Genomic DNA, 17,453 nt, shown 5'->3' with positions numbered 1-17,453 from the left:
GCCTGCCACTGTGGAGTCGGGGGAGGGGCGGATCAGGACTGGGCGATCGCCTCGTGGTGCCTGATCACCTCGGCGATGATGAAGTTCAGGAACTTCTCCGCGAAGACCGGATCCAGGTGTGCGCCTGCGGCGAGTTCGCGGAGCCGGGTGATCTGGGCCCGCTCCCTGGCCGGGTCGGCGGGCGGCAGCTTGTGCTCGGCCTTGAGCCGGCCGACCCGCTGGGTCGCCTTGAACCGCTCGGCCAGCATGTGGACCACTGCGGCGTCGATGTTGTCGATGCTCTCGCGCAGGCTGACCAGCTCGGCCCGGACCGACTCGGCGATCCCGCCGTTCCCGTCGGCGGCGGCACCGGTGGCGGCCGTGGAACTGGCCGTGAGGCCGGTCGGGACACCGGCCGGGGAGGCGGCGGCGGGCGTGGGCTGATCCGTCATCGGGAGGCTCCGGGGCTAGCTGACTGGGCTCTGGCAATCTAACAGGGGCGCCTCCTGGCGATCCCGGAGTGTGTCACCTCGGTCCGCCATGTGGACACTCCGGCGGACCCGGTGGCCGGTTTCGGAACTCCGTGCGTCGCTCGCCCCGTAGGCTGAGCGAGGCATGACCGGCACTGACGGACCAGCAGTCCCCCAGCACAGGAGGTACCTGATCGTGGCAACCACCCGTACCGCGCGCACCGCTTGGGAAGGCAACCTGCTCGAAGGCAAGGGCGAGGTCACCTTCGCCTCCTCCGGCATCGGTGAGTTCCCGGTCTCCTGGCCCTCCCGCGCGGAGGCGGCGAACGGGAAGACCAGCCCCGAGGAGCTCATCGCGGCCGCGCACTCGGCCTGCTTCTCGATGGCGCTCTCCCACGGCCTGGCGGGCGCGGGCACTCCGCCCACCGCTCTGGAGACCCAGGCCGACGTCACCTTCCAGCCGGGCACCGGGATCACCGGCATCCACCTGACCGTCACCGGCCAGGTCCCCGGCCTCGACGAGGCGGGCTTCGTGAAGGCCGCCGAGGACGCCAAGGCCAACTGCCCGGTGAGCCAGGCCCTGACCGGCACCACCATCACCCTGACCGCGAAGCTCGCCTGAGCCGCTCGCCGTCTCCGGCCCCCTGACCGCCCGTCCGGCTGACGCTCCGTCGGCCGGCTCTCCGCAGACCGGCAGCGACACGTAGCGACAAGTCATGCTGTCTGAAGAGAGGTGCGGGAGGGGGCGCGTGCGCCCCTGGTGTGCATCTCACGATGTGTGCCAGGGGCGCCGTCACGTACCGGCACGCTTGTTGCGAATCCTGACGAATCACCCTGGCGGCGGTCGCCGTTGCAACTGCGCGCGTCCTATGATCACCGCAGTGCCCTGTTCCTTGCCGAACGCCATCCACCCGCGTTCACCGCACCGAACGTCGACCGAGCGTCGAGGGCCTCACGGAGCGGTGAGCCGGCCACTGCGGTGCGGTCGGCGGGAGCAGCATCAGCAGCGGACGGGAGCATGCCGTGCCGGGTCGGAACGAGGGGACCGACCGTTCGTGCCCGGTCTGCTCCGGACCACTGGGCCTGGGTGACAGCGGTCCCGACGCACTCGTCGACGCACTCCAGGCCAGCGAATCGCGGTTCCGCGCGGCCTTCGCCGACGCCGGGATCGGGATGGCCCTGATCGGCTCCGACGACCGGATCATCGAGGCCAACCCGGCGTTCGCCGCCATGATCGGCCACGAGGCGCCGAACCTGGTGCGCACGCACATCCACGAGATCATCGACCCCGAGGACAACCCCCGGCGGCTCTACCTCGAGCTGGTCCGCGGTGAGCGCGACCGGCTCCGGGTGGAGAAGCAGCTCAAGCACCGCGAGGGCCACGCGGTGTGGAGCAACGTCACCATCTCGCTGATCCGGGACGGCGCGGGGCAGCCGATGTACACCCTCGCCATGGTCGAGGACGTGACCGAACAACGACTGCTGGGCGATCAGCTCGCCTACCAGGCGATGCACGACCCGCTCACCAGGCTCCCGAACCGCACCCTCTTCTTCGAGCGGCTCAACGCGCTCTTCGGACCGGGGCAGCTCGGCGACGCCGCCGGTGATCTCGGAGAGGTCGGGTACCCGGGGGACGCCGGGGACGCCGCGACCGAGCCGGTGGGCGCCGTGGAGCTGGACGGGTTGGCGAAGCTGGACGGCCTCGACGGCCTGGACGAAATCGCCGACCTGGTCGGTCTCGTCGACCTGCCCGACCTGACCACGCTTCCCGGGCTGACCGGGCCGGACGAAGCGAGCGGGCCGGACGACCAGGGCAAGCGGGTCGGTCTCTGCTACCTGGACCTCGACGGCTTCGCCGCGATCAACGAGACCCTCGGACACCACGTCGGCGACGAGCTCCTGGTGGCGGTGGCCGCCCGCTTGGAGCACGGCTTCGCCCGGGGCGACGGCCGGCTGGTGGCGCGGTTGGGCGGGGACGAGTTCGCCGTCCTGGTCTGCGACAGCGACGGCAGCGCGCAACTGACCGAGCTCGCCACCGAGCTGGTCAAGATGCTCGAGGAGCCGTTCGACGTGGCCGGCCAGCAGTTGGCGGTGACGGCGAGCGTCGGAGTGGTCGAGCGCCGGATCGTCGAGACCACCCCCACCGACCTGCTGAAGGACGCCGACGCCACGCTCTACTGGTCCAAGGCCGACGGCCGGGCCCGTTGGACGCTCTACGACCCGGACCGCGGCGCCCACCAGCTGACCAGGCAGCGGCTGGCCACCGCCCTGCGACCGGCGCTGGAACGCGGCGAGTTCACCGTCGAGTACCAGCCACTGGTGGGGCTGGCCGACGGCACCGTGCACGGCGCCGAGGCGCTGGTCCGCTGGCGGCACCCCCGGTACGGGACGCTGTCCCCCGACCGTTTCATCCCGCTCGCCGAGGAGTCCGGCGCCATCGTGCCGCTCGGCAAGTGGGTACTGGAGGAGTCCTGCCGGCAGGCCAAGCTCTGGCTGCTGGAGTTCCCCGAAGCCGAGACCTTCGTCAGCGTCAACCTGGCGGCCCGTCAGATCTGGGACTCCGACGTGGTGGCGGACGTCGCCGCGGCGCTGAAGCTCACCGGCCTGCCCGCCCGGCTGCTCCAACTGGAGATCACCGAGAGCGCCGTGCTCGGCCCCGGCGGCCGCCCGGTCCAGGCGCTCCAGGCCCTGGCGGACATGGGGATCCGGATCGCCATCGACGACTTCGGCACCGGCTACTCCAATCTCGCCTACCTGTCCCGGCTGCCGGTGCACGTGCTCAAACTGGACGGCAGCTTCATCGAGGGCTTCCGCGACCCGGCCCCGGGCGGACGCCCGGACAGCCGGTTCCGGCGGACCGACGCGGACGAACAGATCGTCGGCGCGATGGTCCAGCTGGCCCACGCGCTCGGCCTGACCGTGACGGCCGAGGGCATCGAGAACGCCTCCCAGGCCGAACGGCTGCGGCTCACCGGCTGTGACACCGCCCAGGGCTGGTACTTCGCCCGCCCGGGCGAGGCCGAGCGGATCGCGGCCATACTGCGCGAGGGTCGCGTCCGCTCGGCCTGACGGGCCGTCGTGTCCGGGGCCGTCGTGTCCGGGCTGCCCTGGGGTCGGCCGCCTTGGCGCCGGCTGTCCTGGTGCCGAGCACCTGGTCACGGACCGTCAGGTCCGGCCGTCGGGGTGCCCGGGTCATGGCTCACGCCGGCTGCGTCCCACCGTCGGCGGTCAGCCCGTACGCCTCGGCGATCAGGCCGTAGGAGCGCTGCCGTGCCTCGTGGCCGTGGATGTGCGAGGTCACCATCAGCTCCTGGGCGCCGGTCCGCTTGCGGAGCGACTCCAGCCCGTCGGCGACCTCGCCGGGGGCGCCGAGCACGACATTGGCGAGCCAGCTGTCCAGGAAGTCGGCCTCGGCCGGGCTGTACGGGTACTGCTCGGCCTCGTCCGGGGTCGGGATCAGGCCCGGTGTCCCCCGACGCAGCCGGAGCATCGCCAGCCCCGCCGAACGGGCCAGCCGCCTGGCCTGCTGCTCGTCGTCGGCGGCCACCGCGCTCACCCCGATGAGCGCGTACGGCTCGTCCAGGACGGCCGAAGGGCGGAACGAGGACCGGTAGAGGTCGAGCGCGGGGACGGTGTTGGCCGCGCTGAAGTGGTGCGCGAAAGCGAACGGCAGACCGAGCCGCCCTGCCAGCTGTGCGCTGAAGCCGGACGAACCGAGCAGCCAGACCGGCGGCCGCCCGTCACCCTGCGGGACGGCGGTGAGCCTGGCGTACGGGTGGCCGTCCGGGAAGTCGCCGTCCATGAAGTGCAGCAGCTCCGCGAGCTGCTGGGGGAAGTCGTCCGGGCTCTCCGCCACGCCCCGGCGCAGCGCGCGGGCGGTGGCCTGGTCGGTGCCGGGCGCCCGACCGAGGCCGAGGTCGATCCGCCCCGGGTGCAGCGACTCCAGCAGGCCGAACTGCTCGGCGATGGCGAGCGGCGCGTGGTTGGGCAGCATCACACCACCGGAACCGAGCCGGAGGGTACGGGTGTGCGCGCCGAGGTGGGCCAGCAGCACGGCCGGGGTGGAACTGGCGACTCCGGGCATCCCGTGGTGCTCGGCGACCCAGAAGCGGTGGTAGCCCCAGCGCTCGGCATTACGGGCCAGCTGGGTGGTCGCCTCCAGCGCCTCGCTCGGCGAGTGGCCAACGCCGACCGTGGCAAGGTCGAGGATGGAGAGCGGTGCCGGGGCCGTGCCTCGGGTCACGCCACGGATGGGGTCGGCGGGCGGGGCCTGCGGTGTGCTCGCCTGCGGCTCGTCCTCGGAGGTCATGCCGGGGTTCTCCCTTCTGGCGGGGTGCGGGATGTCCGATCCTGCCGTCGGGACTCCATCAACCGGACCGGAAGGTCTCCTGTTCCCGATGGCGGGTGCGGGTTGTTCCCGGTGACGGGGTGCACCTGGTCCGGGCGGAGGGCGCCGGCGCTCCGGCCGGTGCGGGCGGGAGGGCGCCGGCCGGTGCGCGGGGGTGCTCCGCCCGGCCGGGTAGGCGGGTAGCTACCGCTACCACCACCGACGGTCACGCGACCACCCCTACCGACCTGACGATCTGACAGCAACCTTTACCGGGTGGCGAATTAGGGGTTGGCGACTTGCCGCCAGCGCCAGAAGTCGCCAGCTGTAGGACTCGCGCCGCCGGACCCCGTCCGGCAGGCTTTCCGATCGACGGGGGTCGCGCACCGCCACCCCCGCTCCCACCTGCAAGGTCGACGGGCTGGACCAGTTCCGTTGGACCCCCGTGAGCCCCTGGAGCGGCACCCCGCCCCAGGGGCTCGCGCCAATTCCACCGCGCCCTGCGGCCGTGGCCTCCGGTCGGCGAGCGGCTCGCCCGGCCGTATCGTGATGCGTGACACACGGGGGTGCTTCATGGCATGAAACGTCAACCCGCTAGCGTTTACCCCCGTAGTCATCGGGACACCTCCCGAAGACTTGTTGAGGGAGCATCGCCTTGGACGCCGCAGCGCTGGTAGGGCCGGTATGGATCTGCGTACTGGCGCTCTTTGCCGTGCTCGGTGACGCCTTCCTGCCCTTCATCCCCAGCGGCACCCTCGTCATCCTGGCCGTCCTGAACACCGCCGAGGTGGACGGTGCACCGCTGCTGCTCGCAGCCGGCGTCGCGGTCGCGTCGTTCCTGGGTGACTTCGTTCTGCTGAATCTGGCCCGCCGTGGTTCGCCCCGGGTTCAGCGTCGGCTCGACGACCGCCCAGAACTGGCGGCCAGTGTCGAACGGCTGCAGCAGTACTTCAGTGGGCAGACCAGTCGGACGGCCGCCGCCGTGGTGATCGTGGCCCGCTTCGTGCCGGCCGGACGGACCGTCCTGGACCTGGCCGTCGGCCACTCGGCGTCCTCCTCCCGTCGCTTCCTCCGGATGTCCGCGCTGGCCGCGCTCATCTGGGCCTCGTACATCGTGAGCCTGGGCTGGCTGAACAGTCACTGGTTCAACACCGACTGGCTGAGCCTGGCCGTCTCCTGCGTCGCGGCCACCGCGATCAGCACCACGGTCGCCAGGTTGGTCCGCCGTCGGCGCCGCGAGCTCAAGCTCACCTGACGCTCCCCCAGTTCGCCGCTTCGGCCCGGCTCGGAGCCTCGCTGCCCTGGTCTGGTCGCCCTGGCCTTGTTGCCGGTGACCCGGCTCCTGCGGTCCAGTCCCGTGGCCCGAAACCTGCACTCCGACGCCGGTGTTCCGGAGAACTGTCCCAAGACTGCAACAGTGCTCCTATGGTGGAGCCGTACGCCCCTTGTGTCGCGTGTTGTCCCGCGACGAAGGGGCTTTGAAGTGCCCTCATCTCGCATGGCATGCTGGCGATGAAATATCCATCAATATCCGATTTTTCCGCACGGATGGTCGGATGCACTACGGCTGGGGAGACCATGGGCAGCATCTCGCGTAGGACCGTGCTGAGTGCCACCGCCGCAACCGCCGCCCTCGGGGCGGTGGCCGCCTGCAGCGACAGCGGCTCCGGGAGCGGCGGTTCGAGTTCCGGCACCTCCACGTCGGGAAGCCCGCAGAGCAGCGGCAGTTCGAGCACCGCGCCGGTGAAGGGCAAGCCGATCGGGGACGGCTCGGCGGCGGACACCGGGGCCCAGCCCAACCAGCCGAAGCCCGAGAAGCTCAAGCCCGGTGAGACGCCGCCGCAGTTCGTGGTCTTCTCCTGGGACGGCGCGGGCGGCACCGACGACAACCAGTTCCCGAGGTTCCTCAAGCTGGCCGAGCAGTACAAGGCCACCATGACCTTCTTCCTCTCCGGCATCTACACCCTGCCGAAGAGCAAGGCGAACCTCTACCACCCGCCGCAGCACTCGGTCGGTGCGTCAGACATCCCGTTCCTCTCCGACAACGCGGTGAAGAGCACCCTCAAGCTGATCAGCCAGGCGTGGTTGGCCGGACACGAGATCGGCACGCACTTCAACGGGCACTTCTGCTCCACCCGCTCCGACGGCAACGGCGTCAACAAGTGGAGTCCCGAGGACTGGCAGAGCGAGATCGACCAGGCCGTCTCCTTCGTCACCCAGTGGAAGACCAACACCGGCTTCACCGACGTCGACCCGCTGCCCTTCGACTACAAGAAGGAGCTGATCGGGGCTCGGACCCCGTGCCTGGAGGGGCAGAAAACGCTGCTGCCGACCGCGGTCAAGCTGGGCTGGAAGTACGACGCCAGCTCGCCGGGCGGTCTGCAGATCTGGCCGCAGAAGGTGCAGGACGGGAAGATCTGGGACTTCCCGCTGCAGTCCATCCCGTTCCCGGGGCACAACTTCCAGGTGCTCTCGATGGACTACAACATCCTGGCCAACCAGTCCGCCGGCAGCACCAAGGGTGACCCGACCAAGTACGACGCCTGGCGCACCCAGGCCAAGGACGCCTACCTGGCCGGCTTCGACCGCGCCTACAGCTCCAACCGCGCACCGCTGTTCATCGGCAACCACTTCGAGCAGTGGAACGGCGGCATCTACATGGACGCCGTCGAGGAGGCCCTCAAGGTGATCGCGGGCAAGCCCGACGTCCGGCTGGTGTCGTTCCGTCAGTTGGTCGAGTGGCTGGAGGTCCAGGACCAGTCCACGCTGCGGAAGCTGCGGACCCTAGGGGTGGGCAAGGCACCTGCGGAGGGCTGGCCGGCCTTCCTCGGCTCGGCGGGGTGACGCCGGGGGCGCGTCCGGAGGTACCGATCGGGTGACGGCGTGCAGTTGACGACGGGTCAGACCATGACATCCGTCATCCGGATGTCATCACCGGCGGCACTGCCCGGCGGTACCCCTGTCGCGGGATTCTCATGGAGGCAGCAGACAGCCGCCAGGGAACATCGGACAGGGGAATCAGCGATGGCACTCAGCACCAGCACTCGAATCGACGGCAGCGCCCGTACCGACTCCGTCGCCACCACCGACGCTCCCGGCGCCGGGGTGGACCCGAGGATCGCCGGGCTCGCGCCGCTGGCCGTCGACGTGGCACTGCCGCTGGCCGTGTACTTCGCCGCCCACTCACTGCTCGGGCTCGGCCTGGTCGCCGCCCTCGGCCTCAGCAGCGCGGTGCCGGTGGTCCGGACGGTGGTCGGCCTGGTGCGGCGGCAGCCGACGAATGCGCTCGCGCTGCTGATGCTGGCCCTCAACGTGGCGGGCATCGCCCTGTCCACCGTGGCGGGTGACGCCCGGCTGATGATCGCCAAGGACGGCGCGGTCTCCAGCGTGCTCGGCGGCGCCATCGTGATCTCGGCGCTGCTCGGCCGACCGGCGATGAGCGCCGGGCTGCGGCCCTTCCTGGTCAAGAACAGTGCGGCCCGGGACACCGCCTGGGTGCGGCTCTCCGCCGGGGACGCCGCCTTCCGTCGCAACGAGCGGCACTTCTCGCTCGTCTGGGGCACCGCGCTGCTCGTCGAGTGCGCGGCCAAGGTCGTCGGCGCCTACACCTTCCCCGTCGAGACCATGGTCTGGCTGGGGCCCGTCATGCTCTCGGCCGCCATCGTCGTCGGCATCGCCGTCGGCAACGTCTTCGCGGGGCGGATGGCCGAGCGCATCGGCGCCGAGTCGGTCTGACCCCGGCGGTAACCGCCGTGTCCCGCCGACGACCCCTGCTCCCTCGGGCCCCTCCGGACATGATCCGGCGGGGCCCGAGGCGTCGCTGCGCGGCGCCGACACCCCGTCACCACGGGGTGGCTGTCGGCAGGCGCCGCGCTCTGGCCGGCCGCAGCGCCCCGGTGACGACCGGATCAGCCCGCGAGCAGCCGCCGCACGATCTGCTCGGCTCCGGCCTGGCCGGCAACGATCGTGTAGTGGTTGGTGCCCGGCACAAGGGTGGCCCTGACCCGCTCCGGGTCGAGCCCCGCGAACGCGAGCCGGCCGGGGTCGTACAGCCCCTGCGGCTCGTCCATCAGGCCACGCTCGGCCCACAACAGTTCGGCGGGCAGCGGCAGTCGGTGGACCGCCCCGGCGGCGTCCTTGTCGAGCAGGACCTCCCCGCCGTCCTGCCGGATCGCCTCCGGCACACAGGAGGAGCGGAGTTCGGGCTCGGTGCCGATCAGGTCCCGTTGGATGTACTCCTCGAACCCGGCCGGCCACCTGCCCGCGAAGGCCGGGTGCCGCTGCCAGAACTCCCGGTAGGCGTCCCGGTCGGGGAAGGTCATCGACAGCCGGGCCAGGGCCGGGCCGAGCACGGCGGCCAGTGCGGCGTCCTCAGTCACGCCGACCGGCAGCGGAAAGCTGACCGCCCCGTCCACCAGGAGCAGCGAGGACGCCAACCCCGGGTGCCGGACGGTGGCGAGCGCGGCGATCCACGCGCCCATCGAGTGCCCGGTGAGGCGGACCGGGCCGAGGTCGAGGGCCGCCACCAGAGCGGCCACGTCGTCGGCGTGCCGAGCCAGACCGTACGGCCCGGTGACCGTCCGGCTGGCTGCCCGGCCACGCAGGTCGGGCGCTATCAGGGTGGCCCGGCCGGCGAGACGGCGGGCCACCTCGCTCCAGGCCAGGGCGTTCGCGGTGATGCCGTGCAGCGCCAGCACGGTCGGGGCGTCCGGCTCGGTGGCCGGCCACCGAAGCACGGTCAGATCACCGCCCGGGACGGGGACGGTCAGCTCTTGGTACGGGGTGGGTCCGGAGCTCACGTGGTGCCACCTTCCAGGGAGTGGGCCGGGCCGGGAACGCCGGCCCGGTCGGCTTCGGAACGGCCGGCCCGGATACGGGCGGGCAGCTTGGCCAGGCCGCCGGGGAGCAGGTAGACCACGGCGACGAAGAGTGCACCGAGCAGGAAGAGCGGCTGCGACAGCGGTACCCGGAGCACGGCCGGAAGGTCGGCGATTGCCGAGGAGTTCGCCAGATCGCCCAGCCGGTGCCCCGCCCAGGTGTAGAGGACGCCGCCGAGCAGCGGACCCCAGCGGGTGCCCGAGCCGCCGAGCACCACCATCACCAGCAGCGCGAGGGTCGCGTCGGAGGTGGCGGCCTGCGGGGTCGCGCCGCCGGTCAGCAACAGGTAGACGACCCCACCGCCACCGGCCAGGCCGCCGGCGATCACGAAGGCCAGCAACTTGAATCCGTAGGGGCGCAGGCCGAGCACCTCGACCCGACGCTCGTTCTCCCTGATGCCCTCCCAGACCCGGCCGGTGGGAGAGCTGACGGTCCAGTGGACGATGGCCAAGGTCAGCACCAGGTACCCCAGGGCGATCCAGTAGAGGTTGGCGGTGTTCTCGATCCCGACCAGGCTGTCGGGCAGCATCTCGACCGGGGCGGCTCGCCCCTCCTCGCCCCCGGTGACCCCACCGGGGTTGCGCTGGACCAGGATGGAACCGGCCTGGGCGAACGCGAGCGTCACCATCGAGAACCCGATGCCGGTCACCCGCAGGCTGACCGAGCCGAGCAGCAGTGCCAGGCTGACGGAGCAGCCGATGCCGAACAGGGCGGCGGCGGCGAACGGGAGTTGAAGTTCGAGCATCGCGAGGTCGGTCGCGTAGAGACCGGTGGCGAAGTAGAGCGCGTGCCCGAACGAGAGCAGGCCGGTGCGGCCGAGCAGGAGGTCGTAGCCGGTGGCCAGCGCCCCGTAGACCAGGCAGAGGGCGATGAGTTGCAGGCTGCCGGGACTGCCGAGCGGGCCGTCGAGCAGTCCGGGAAGCGGAAGCGCACTGTATGGGGCGACAAGGAACAGGATCAGCAGAGCGATCGGCCACCAGCGTAGCGCTCTGTGCACGACTGTCGAGCGCTCCGTGATTGATTCACCTGTTCGAGGGATGGTGCGATCAGGCCCCGCTGGAGCAGACTTGCCGTCAGCGGCACTTCCGGTGCTCGTGGTTGAGGTGTCAGTGCTCACGCGAGCCTCCCGGTGAGTCCGCGCGGTCGTACCAGGAGCAGTACGGCCAGCAGCACGACGACCGAGAGGTCGCCGAGCCCGGCAGCGGTGTAGTAGTTGGCGAACTGCTGGACCAGCCCCACCGCGACGGAGGCCACCGCCGCTCCGGTGACGGAGCCCATGCCTCCCATCACGACCACCACGAAGGCGAAGATGAGCAGGCTGGTCCCCTGGCCGGGGTGGACCGAGCCGAAGTAGAGACCGCTCAGCGCCCCGCCGAGGGCGGCGGCCGCACCACCGATCGCGAAGACCAGCGTGAACGCCTTGCGGACGTCGATGCCCAGGGCCGTGACCATCGCACGGTCCTCGACGCCGGCCCGGACCACCAAGCCGTACCGGGTCCGGCTCAGGAAGAGCCGCAGCGCCACCAGGACCAGGGCCGCTGCCGCGAGCAGGACGAAGCGATTGACCGGGACGATCGCACCGAACAATCCCACCGTGCCGGAGAGCGCGGCGGGTTGGGGGAAGGGACGGGAGTCCGCCCCCCAGATCCCCATCAGCAGCGCGGGCAGCGCAAGACCGACACCGACCGTGGCCAGGATCTGGTCCCGGGGCCGGTTGTAGAGAGGACGGATCAGCACCAGTTCGAGCAGGACGGCCGCGACCGTCCCGACCGCCGTACCGAAGACCACCGCCAACCAGAAGCCCATCCCGCCCTCGGTGCCCGCCCACCAGGTGGCGTACGCACCGACCGAGAGCAGCGCACCGTGGGCGAAGTTGAGCACGTCCATCAGGCCGAAGATGAGCGAGAGCCCGGAGGCGACCAGAAAGTACAGCGCACCCAGTCCGAGACCGGTGCAGGTGAGGAGGACGACAGTGTCCATCAGGGGGCCACCTCCGTGGTGACAGCGGCAGTCGGAGCGACGGGAGCGGTCGTGGATGCGGGCACGGGGCGGCCGACGCCGAGCAGGCGGCGAGCGGCCTCCTCGTCGGCGAGCAGCTCGGCCGTCCCGCCCCGGTGGGCGGTCCGACCGTCGGCCAGCACCGCGCAGGTGCCGGCGAGCCGGCGGACCAGGGCGAGGTTCTGTTCGACCAGCAGGACGGGTACCGTCGCGGCGGCCCGCTCCAGCACGTCGGCGACCTCGGACACGATCCTGGGCGCCAGGCCCTTGGTCGGCTCGTCGGCGATGATCAGGCGGTTGCCGTTGAGCAGGGTCCGCCCGATCGCCACCATCTGCTGCTGTCCGCCGGACAACGTCCCGGCCAACTGCCCGGCCCGTTGCGCGAGTTCCGGGAAGAGCTCGTGGACCAGGTCGTACGCCGGGATGCCGTCCCGCTCGGCCAACCGGAGGTTCTCCGCCACGGTCAGACCCGCGAAGATCCCCCGGTCCTCCGGGGCGTAGCCGATGCCCTGACGGACCACCAGATGGGTCGGCAGCTTGACCAGCTCGGTGCCCGCGAACCGCAGGCTCCCGGTGCGCGGCACCAGCCCCATGATCGCCTTGACCGTGGTGGTCTTCCCCGCGCCGTTGCGCCCGAGCAGGGCGGTGACCCCGCTCGGCGCGACATCCAGGTCCACCCCGTGCAGGATGTGCAACCCGTCGATCACCACCCGCAGATCACGCACGGTCAGCAACGCCGCACGGTCACCCACGGCACCGGGGTCAGCGGCACCAGCAGCGGCGTCAACACCGGCGCGAGCACCAGCCTCGGTGCCCCCGGAGCCGTCGGTCCGACCGGAGGTCGGGAAGGAGGAGTCCGTCACAGTCCCTCTCCCAGGTACGCCTGCTGGACAGTGGCGTCTGCCATCACCGCAGCAGGGGTGTCGAGCGCGAGCAGCGTGCCGTGGTGCATCACGGCCAGCCGGTCGGCGAGTCCGAGCAGGACGTCCATGTGGTGTTCCACCATCAGTACGGTGCGGCCGAGGTCCCGGTGCACCGAGCGGATCAGTGTGGTCAGGGCCGGGACCTCCTCAGCGCTGACTCCGGCCATCGGCTCGTCCAGCAGGATCACCCGGGGGTCGGAGACCAACAGGACGGCCAGTTCCAACTTGCGTTTCTCGCCGTGCGACAGCGCACTCGCCAAAGTGTCGGCCCGGTGCGCGAGTTCGGTCCGCTCCAGGGTCTCGGCCACCTGCTCGGCGTACCGACCGGCCCGACGCCAGATCCGGTACGAGGTACCCGGCCCGGCCGCCGCCTGGGCGGCCAGCCGGACATGGTCGGCCACCGTCATCCCGCCCCACAGGGAGGAGGTCTGAAAGGTCCGGCCCAGGCCACGGCGGGCCCGGCCGTGCACCGACTCGGTGGTGACGTCCGCGTCGTCGAGCTCGATGCTTCCGTGCGTCGCCGGATAGATCCCGGAGATCAGATTGAACAGAGAGGTCTTGCCCGCCCCGTTCGGACCGATGAAGGCGATGAACTCGCCCTCGTGCACGTCGAAGGAGACATCCTCGACAATCGGCACCGCACGGACCGACCACCCCACCCCGCGCAGCCGCAGCCTCGGCTGCGGCCGCCGCGCGGAAGCCGCCGAGGCAGCCGAGGCAGCCGAGGCAGCCGAGGCACCGACTTGGGCTTCCGCTGCCGGGGTTCCCATCGCCCTGTCGGCGCCGTCCGCCCCAGCCCCTTCCACCGCCCCGGCCGCCCCGGCCGCCCTGTCGACTCCGTCAGCAGCCGGGGAGGCGGCTCCCACCACGCGGTTCGGCATCGGGATCAGCCCGCGATCGGGGTGACCGGGGGTGCCACCTGGTCAGCGGCCAGGGTCTTCTCCACCGTCGGCTTCGCGTCGGCACCGGTCCCGGTGAGCTTCACCTGGAACATCGGCTGCAGCAGTGCGTGGTCCTCGGCCCGGACGGTGAGCTTGCCCTTGACCCCGTCGAAGCTCCACCCCTCCAACGCCTTCACGAGTGCGTCGGTGTCGTCGGCCGAGCCCTTGTTGGCCTCGATCGCGTGCACCACCATCTGCGCGGCGGTGAAGCCGTCGGGGGTGAAGATGTCCGACCTGCTGCCGGCCTTGCCGACCGCGGCGGTCATCGCCTTCTCGGCCTCGGTGCCGGCCGCACCGTCGAAGTAGTGGTTCAGGAAGGAGATCCGCTCGGCCGCCGGGCCGAACAGCGGGTAGGAGGCCGCCAGGTCGAGGCCGGTCACCACCCTGGTCGCCGCGAAGACGTCCTGCTGGCTGAGCGAGGTCCAGAGCGCGGAAGCGGTCTCCCCCGCCCAGGCGACGTACAGCAGGTCCGGCTTGGCGGACTTTGCCTGGGTCGCGAACGGGGTGAGGTCAGTGGCGCTCGGCGGCGCGAGCACCGACTCCACCGTCGCCCCCTGTCCGCCCAACACCGCCTTCACCGCCGCCACGTTGCCCTGCCCGAAGGCGTTGTCCTGGGCAAGCACCGTGACCTTCTTGCCCTTGGCGTCCCCGATGAACGAGGCCGCCGCACGAATGTCCTGGTACGACTGCCGGCCCGAGCGGAAGGTGTACTTGTTCAGTCCGGTGACCTTGTCGGTGGCGGCCGGGCCGCTGATGAAGAGCACCTTGTTCTGCGCCGCGATCGGGCCCACCTGGAGCGCCACCCCCGAAGCGGTCGAGCCGGCCAGGATCTTGTGCCCCTTGCCGATCAGGTCCTTGGCGGCGGAGACGGCCTTGGCCGGATCGCCCGCGTCGTCCTGTTCGGCGATCTCGATCCGGTGCCCGGCCACCGCGCCGGTGCCCTTGGTCGCGTAGTCGAGCCCGGCCTTGAAGCCCTCCAGGTACTGCTTGCCGTAGGCCGCCAGCGGACCGGTCTTGGAGTACACCAGTCCGACCTTCACCGGAGCACCGCTACTGCCCGAGCCGCCCGAGCCACCGGAGCCGCCCGCGTCGGCCGCCGTGGTGCCCGCCGTGCCGGCCTTGGCACAGCCGACCACGGTCACGGCGAGCAAACCGCCCAACGCGGCGGCGAGCACACGCCGGCTGCCTCGGCGGACGGTCGGTCTCGCGGCCCGAGCTGCGGTTCCTGGGGTGCTGGTCGAACTGCGCATGATGGCCGACTCCTGACAACACGGCGGGGGTGGATGCCGGAACCGTAGGTGCGGCGTCGAACGGGCGACATGTGACGGGACGACGCAGCGTCAGCCGTCGATGTGTGCCGGGCAGCCATATCCCCGACCGTCGCCCCGGCTCATGTGCCCGATCGCCATGGAACCAGCCACCCCCATGGCCACGGCCGCCATGGAAAGCGCCGCTCGGCTGCGGCGAAGGTGGGGGCGCAGCAGGGTCCCAACCCCCTGCGGCACCGTCCCAACCCCCTCATGAGGTGACTCCCTTGGACAAGGTCTTGGACTCCCCCGCCCACGCGGTCGCGGACATCCCCGACGGCGCGACGCTCGCCGTCGGCGGCTTCGGCCTCTGCGGCATCCCGAGCACCCTGATCGGCGCCCTGGTCACGGCCGGCACCACCGACCTACGCGTGGTGTCCAACAACTGCGGCGTCGACGGCTGGGGCCTCGGCCTGCTCCTGCGGGCCGGCCGGATCGCCCGGATGACCTCCTCCTACGTGGGTGAGAACAAGGAGTTCGCCCGGCAGTACCTGTCCGGCGAGCTGGAGGTCGAACTCACCCCGCAGGGCACGCTGGCCGAGCGGCTGCGGGCGGGCGGCGCGGGCATCCCCGCGTTCTTCACCCCGGCGGGAGTCGGCACCCAGGTCGAGGAGGGCGGTCTGCCCTGGCGGTACGCCGCCGACGGGAGCGTCGCGCTGGCCTCACCGCCCAAGGAGGTAAGGGAGTTCGGCGGTCGGCGCTACCTGCTGGAGGAGGCCGTCACCGCCGACTACGCACTGGTCCGCGCCGAGGTGGCCGACCGGCACGGCAACTGCGTCTTCCACGCCGCCGCCCGCAACTTCAACCCGCTCTGCGCCACCGCCGGCCGGATCACCGTGGTCGAGGCGGACCGGATCGTCGAGCCCGGCGAGCTCCCGCCGGACGCGATCCACCTGCCCGGCGTGTACGTCGACCGGGTGGTCGCCGCCGACCCCACCGACCGCCGGATCGAACGCCGCACCGTCCAGCCCTCAGCACCGACCCAGGACCAGGCCCACACCCGGACCCCGGCCTCGCCCGCCAACTCCACCACCCGCCAGGGGAGCTGAGCCATGACCAGCACGACCACCACGGATCACGAGCCCGGCCGCACCGCCGCTCTCGACCCGCGCGAGGCCCTGGCCGCCCGGGCGGCCCGCGAGCTCCACGACGGCCAGTACGTCAACCTGGGCATCGGCCTGCCCACCTTGATCCCCGGTCACCTGCCACCCGGCGTACACGTGGTGCTGCACTCGGAGAACGGCATCCTCGGTGTCGGCCCCTACCCGGACGAGGGAGCCGAGCACCCCGACCTGATCAACGCGGGCAAGGAGACGGTCACCGTCGCGGACGGCGCCGCGTACTTCGACTCGGCCTTCTCGTTCGGCATGATCCGGGCCGGTCGGATCGACGTCTCGGTGCTCGGCGCGATGCAGGTCTCGGCCACCGGAGACCTGGCCAACTGGATGATCCCCGGCAAGATGGTCAAGGGGATGGGCGGTGCGATGGACCTGGTGCACGGCGCCCGACGGCTGATCGTGGTGATGGAGCACACCGCCCGGGACGGCTCCCCGAAGATCGTTGACGAGCTGTCACTGCCCGCCACCGGCCGGGGTGTGGTGCACCGGATCGTCACCGACCTGGCCGTCATCGACGTCACGCCCGAGGGCCTCCGGTTGGTCGAGGTCGCCCCCGGCCGCACCTTCGACGAGGTGCAGGCCGCCACCGGCCCGAAGCTGCTCTGACCCCCGCCCCACCGTCCGCCCCCCAGCCCACCCCAGCCGGGCCCGGCACCACCTTCGCCCCTCGCAGCGCATCGGTGCCGGGCCCGGTCTCCGGTCAGCCCTGCCCGGTCAGCCCTGCTCGGACAGGTTCGGCACCCGCCAGTCGATCGGCTCGCTGCCGAACCCGGTCAGCGCCTCGTTGATCTGCGAGAACGGGCGGCTGCCGAAGAACAGCCGGGCCGACAGCGGCGAGGGGTGCGCCCCCTGCACGACCACGTGCCGGGAGGTGTCGATCAGCGGCAGCTTCTTCTTCGCGTAGTTGCCCCAGAGCACGAAGACGCAGGGCTCCGGCCGGTCACTGACCGCCGTGATCACCGCGTCGGTGAACTTCTCCCAGCCCTTGCCCTTGTGCGAGTTGGCCTCATGCGCCCGCACCGTGAGCACCGCGTTGAGCAGCAGCACGCCCTGCTCGGCCCAGTGCATCAGGTACCCGTTGTCGGGGACGGGGATGTCGAGGTCGGCGTACAGCTCCTTGTACATGTTCCGCAGCGAGGGCGGGGTCTTGACGCCGGGCTGCACGGAGAAGCTCATCCCGTGCGCCTGGTTGTCGTCGTGGTACGGGTCCTGACCGAGCACCAGCACCCGGACCTTGTCGTACGGCGTGGCCGCCAGCGCCGCGAACTCCTGGCCGCTGGGCGGGAAGACCTGGTGCTCGGCCCGCTGCTCCGCCACGAAGGCCGCCAGCTCACCGAAGTACGGCTTGGCCAACTCCCCTGCCAGCGCCCCGCGCCAGGAATCCGGCACCTCGAACCCGGCCACCGTCTCCACCGTTTCCGCCGTCTCCACCAGCTCGGTCACAGCCCCACTGCCTTTCGCCGCACAATGCCTCTGACCCCCCGTATGACACCCCGAACGCTACACACCCGG

At 71.3% G+C, this 17,453-nt stretch carries 16 protein-coding genes; 7 read left to right on the top strand and 9 right to left on the bottom strand.

Translation table 11 applies throughout. From position 1 onward, the window contains the following. Window positions 1-32: 32 nt before the first annotated feature. Window positions 33-431 carry a chorismate mutase gene (locus tag ACIRPK_RS27265; RefSeq protein ID WP_403042831.1) on the bottom strand — a complete coding sequence of 133 codons (399 nt, stop codon included), beginning with the start codon at window positions 429-431 and terminating at the stop codon, window positions 33-35. Between the two features lie 214 nt (window positions 432-645). Between ACIRPK_RS27265 and ACIRPK_RS27260 the strand changes: the two genes are divergently transcribed. Continuing rightward, window positions 646-1,071, top strand: a complete 426-nt coding sequence (locus tag ACIRPK_RS27260; protein ID WP_403042829.1) for an OsmC family protein — start codon at window positions 646-648, stop codon at window positions 1,069-1,071. 401 nt (window positions 1,072-1,472) lie between these two features. After that, window positions 1,473-3,518, top strand: coding sequence for a putative bifunctional diguanylate cyclase/phosphodiesterase (locus ACIRPK_RS27255; RefSeq protein ID WP_403042827.1), 2,046 nt, complete (start codon window positions 1,473-1,475; stop codon window positions 3,516-3,518). Window positions 3,519-3,648: 130 nt separating this feature from the next. Here ACIRPK_RS27255 and ACIRPK_RS27250 read toward each other — a convergent pair whose 3' ends face one another. Next, entirely contained in the window at window positions 3,649-4,758 is a 1,110-nt protein-coding gene (locus ACIRPK_RS27250) for an LLM class flavin-dependent oxidoreductase (protein WP_403042824.1), read from the bottom strand. Window positions 4,759-5,431: 673 nt separating this feature from the next. On the opposite strand from ACIRPK_RS27250, the gene ACIRPK_RS27245 reads away from it, so the two are divergent. The 3 genes from ACIRPK_RS27245 (at window position 5,432) to ACIRPK_RS27235 (ending at window position 8,511) form a co-directional block, all read left to right on the top strand. Continuing rightward, window positions 5,432-6,031 carry a DedA family protein gene (locus ACIRPK_RS27245; RefSeq protein WP_403042822.1) on the top strand — a complete coding sequence of 200 codons (600 nt, stop codon included), beginning with the start codon at window positions 5,432-5,434 and terminating at the stop codon, window positions 6,029-6,031. A 323-nt stretch (window positions 6,032-6,354) separates the two neighbouring features. Then, entirely contained in the window at window positions 6,355-7,620 is a 1,266-nt protein-coding gene (locus ACIRPK_RS27240) for a hypothetical protein (RefSeq protein WP_403042819.1), read from the top strand. Window positions 7,621-7,800: 180 nt separating this feature from the next. Further along, window positions 7,801-8,511, top strand: a complete 711-nt coding sequence (locus ACIRPK_RS27235) for a VC0807 family protein (protein ID WP_403042817.1) — start codon at window positions 7,801-7,803, stop codon at window positions 8,509-8,511. Window positions 8,512-8,684: 173 nt separating this feature from the next. Here ACIRPK_RS27235 and ACIRPK_RS27230 read toward each other — a convergent pair whose 3' ends face one another. From ACIRPK_RS27230 to ACIRPK_RS27205, 6 genes are all read right to left on the bottom strand, one after another. Continuing rightward, window positions 8,685-9,575 carry an alpha/beta fold hydrolase gene (locus ACIRPK_RS27230; RefSeq protein ID WP_403042814.1) on the bottom strand — a complete coding sequence of 297 codons (891 nt, stop codon included), beginning with the start codon at window positions 9,573-9,575 and terminating at the stop codon, window positions 8,685-8,687. Then, window positions 9,572-10,651 carry a branched-chain amino acid ABC transporter permease gene (locus ACIRPK_RS27225; protein WP_403042811.1) on the bottom strand — a complete coding sequence of 360 codons (1,080 nt, stop codon included), beginning with the start codon at window positions 10,649-10,651 and terminating at the stop codon, window positions 9,572-9,574. Before ACIRPK_RS27225 ends, ACIRPK_RS27230 begins: the two co-directional genes overlap by 4 nt. Window positions 10,652-10,767: 116 nt before the next feature. Next, window positions 10,768-11,634 (bottom strand): branched-chain amino acid ABC transporter permease, encoded by an 867-nt coding sequence (locus tag ACIRPK_RS27220; RefSeq protein ID WP_403042808.1) that lies wholly within the window; start codon window positions 11,632-11,634, stop codon window positions 10,768-10,770. Then, on the bottom strand, window positions 11,634-12,404 hold the full coding sequence (locus tag ACIRPK_RS27215; RefSeq protein WP_403042806.1) for an ABC transporter ATP-binding protein: 771 nt from the start codon (window positions 12,402-12,404) through the stop codon (window positions 11,634-11,636). Before ACIRPK_RS27215 ends, ACIRPK_RS27220 begins: the two co-directional genes overlap by 1 nt. A 107-nt stretch (window positions 12,405-12,511) precedes the next feature. Beyond that, a complete protein-coding gene (locus ACIRPK_RS27210; RefSeq protein WP_403042803.1) occupies window positions 12,512-13,345 on the bottom strand; it encodes an ABC transporter ATP-binding protein in 834 nt (277 codons plus the stop codon). A gap of 116 nt (window positions 13,346-13,461) precedes the next feature. Further along, window positions 13,462-14,766 (bottom strand): substrate-binding domain-containing protein, encoded by a 1,305-nt coding sequence (locus ACIRPK_RS27205; RefSeq protein ID WP_403042800.1) that lies wholly within the window; start codon window positions 14,764-14,766, stop codon window positions 13,462-13,464. A gap of 284 nt (window positions 14,767-15,050) precedes the next feature. Here ACIRPK_RS27205 and ACIRPK_RS27200 point away from each other — a divergent pair, with 284 nt between their 5' ends. Beyond that, the gene (locus ACIRPK_RS27200; protein WP_403042798.1) at window positions 15,051-15,872 is read left to right on the top strand and encodes a CoA transferase subunit A; all 822 of its coding nucleotides are present in this window, start codon (window positions 15,051-15,053) and stop codon (window positions 15,870-15,872) included. A gap of 3 nt (window positions 15,873-15,875) precedes the next feature. After that, window positions 15,876-16,547 carry a 3-oxoacid CoA-transferase subunit B gene (locus tag ACIRPK_RS27195; protein WP_403042796.1) on the top strand — a complete coding sequence of 224 codons (672 nt, stop codon included), beginning with the start codon at window positions 15,876-15,878 and terminating at the stop codon, window positions 16,545-16,547. 108 nt (window positions 16,548-16,655) lie between these two features. Here the strand turns inward: ACIRPK_RS27195 and ACIRPK_RS27190 are convergent, their stop codons facing one another. Further along, window positions 16,656-17,384, bottom strand: coding sequence for a uracil-DNA glycosylase (locus ACIRPK_RS27190; RefSeq protein ID WP_403042793.1), 729 nt, complete (start codon window positions 17,382-17,384; stop codon window positions 16,656-16,658). Window positions 17,385-17,453: the final 69 nt, after the last annotated feature.

The sequence above is a fragment of the Kitasatospora sp. NPDC101801 genome (genome assembly GCF_044766665.1).
Taxonomy (GTDB): Bacteria; Actinomycetota; Actinomycetes; order Streptomycetales; family Streptomycetaceae; genus Kitasatospora.
Note: the sequence above shows the minus strand (reverse complement) of the source record. Positions and strands in the feature narration are given on the sequence as shown.

Bases quoted from the DNA above. Each gene is read 5' to 3' on its own strand.
- ACIRPK_RS27210 (WP_403042803.1), bottom strand. From the start codon at position 13,345: ATGGGAACCCCGGCAGCGGAAGCCCAAGTCGGTGCCTCGGCTGCCTCG.
- ACIRPK_RS27265 (WP_403042831.1), bottom strand. From the start codon at position 431: ATGACGGATCAGCCCACGCCCGCCGCCGCCTCCCCGGCCGGTGTCCCG.
- ACIRPK_RS27220 (WP_403042808.1), bottom strand. From the start codon at position 11,634: ATGGACACTGTCGTCCTCCTCACCTGCACCGGTCTCGGACTGGGTGCG.
- ACIRPK_RS27250 (WP_403042824.1), bottom strand. From the start codon at position 4,758: ATGACCTCCGAGGACGAGCCGCAGGCGAGCACACCGCAGGCCCCGCCC.
- ACIRPK_RS27240 (WP_403042819.1), top strand. From the start codon at position 6,355: ATGGGCAGCATCTCGCGTAGGACCGTGCTGAGTGCCACCGCCGCAACC.
- ACIRPK_RS27195 (WP_403042796.1), top strand. From the start codon at position 15,876: ATGACCAGCACGACCACCACGGATCACGAGCCCGGCCGCACCGCCGCT.
- ACIRPK_RS27235 (WP_403042817.1), top strand. From the start codon at position 7,801: ATGGCACTCAGCACCAGCACTCGAATCGACGGCAGCGCCCGTACCGAC.
- ACIRPK_RS27205 (WP_403042800.1), bottom strand. From the start codon at position 14,766: ATGCGCAGTTCGACCAGCACCCCAGGAACCGCAGCTCGGGCCGCGAGA.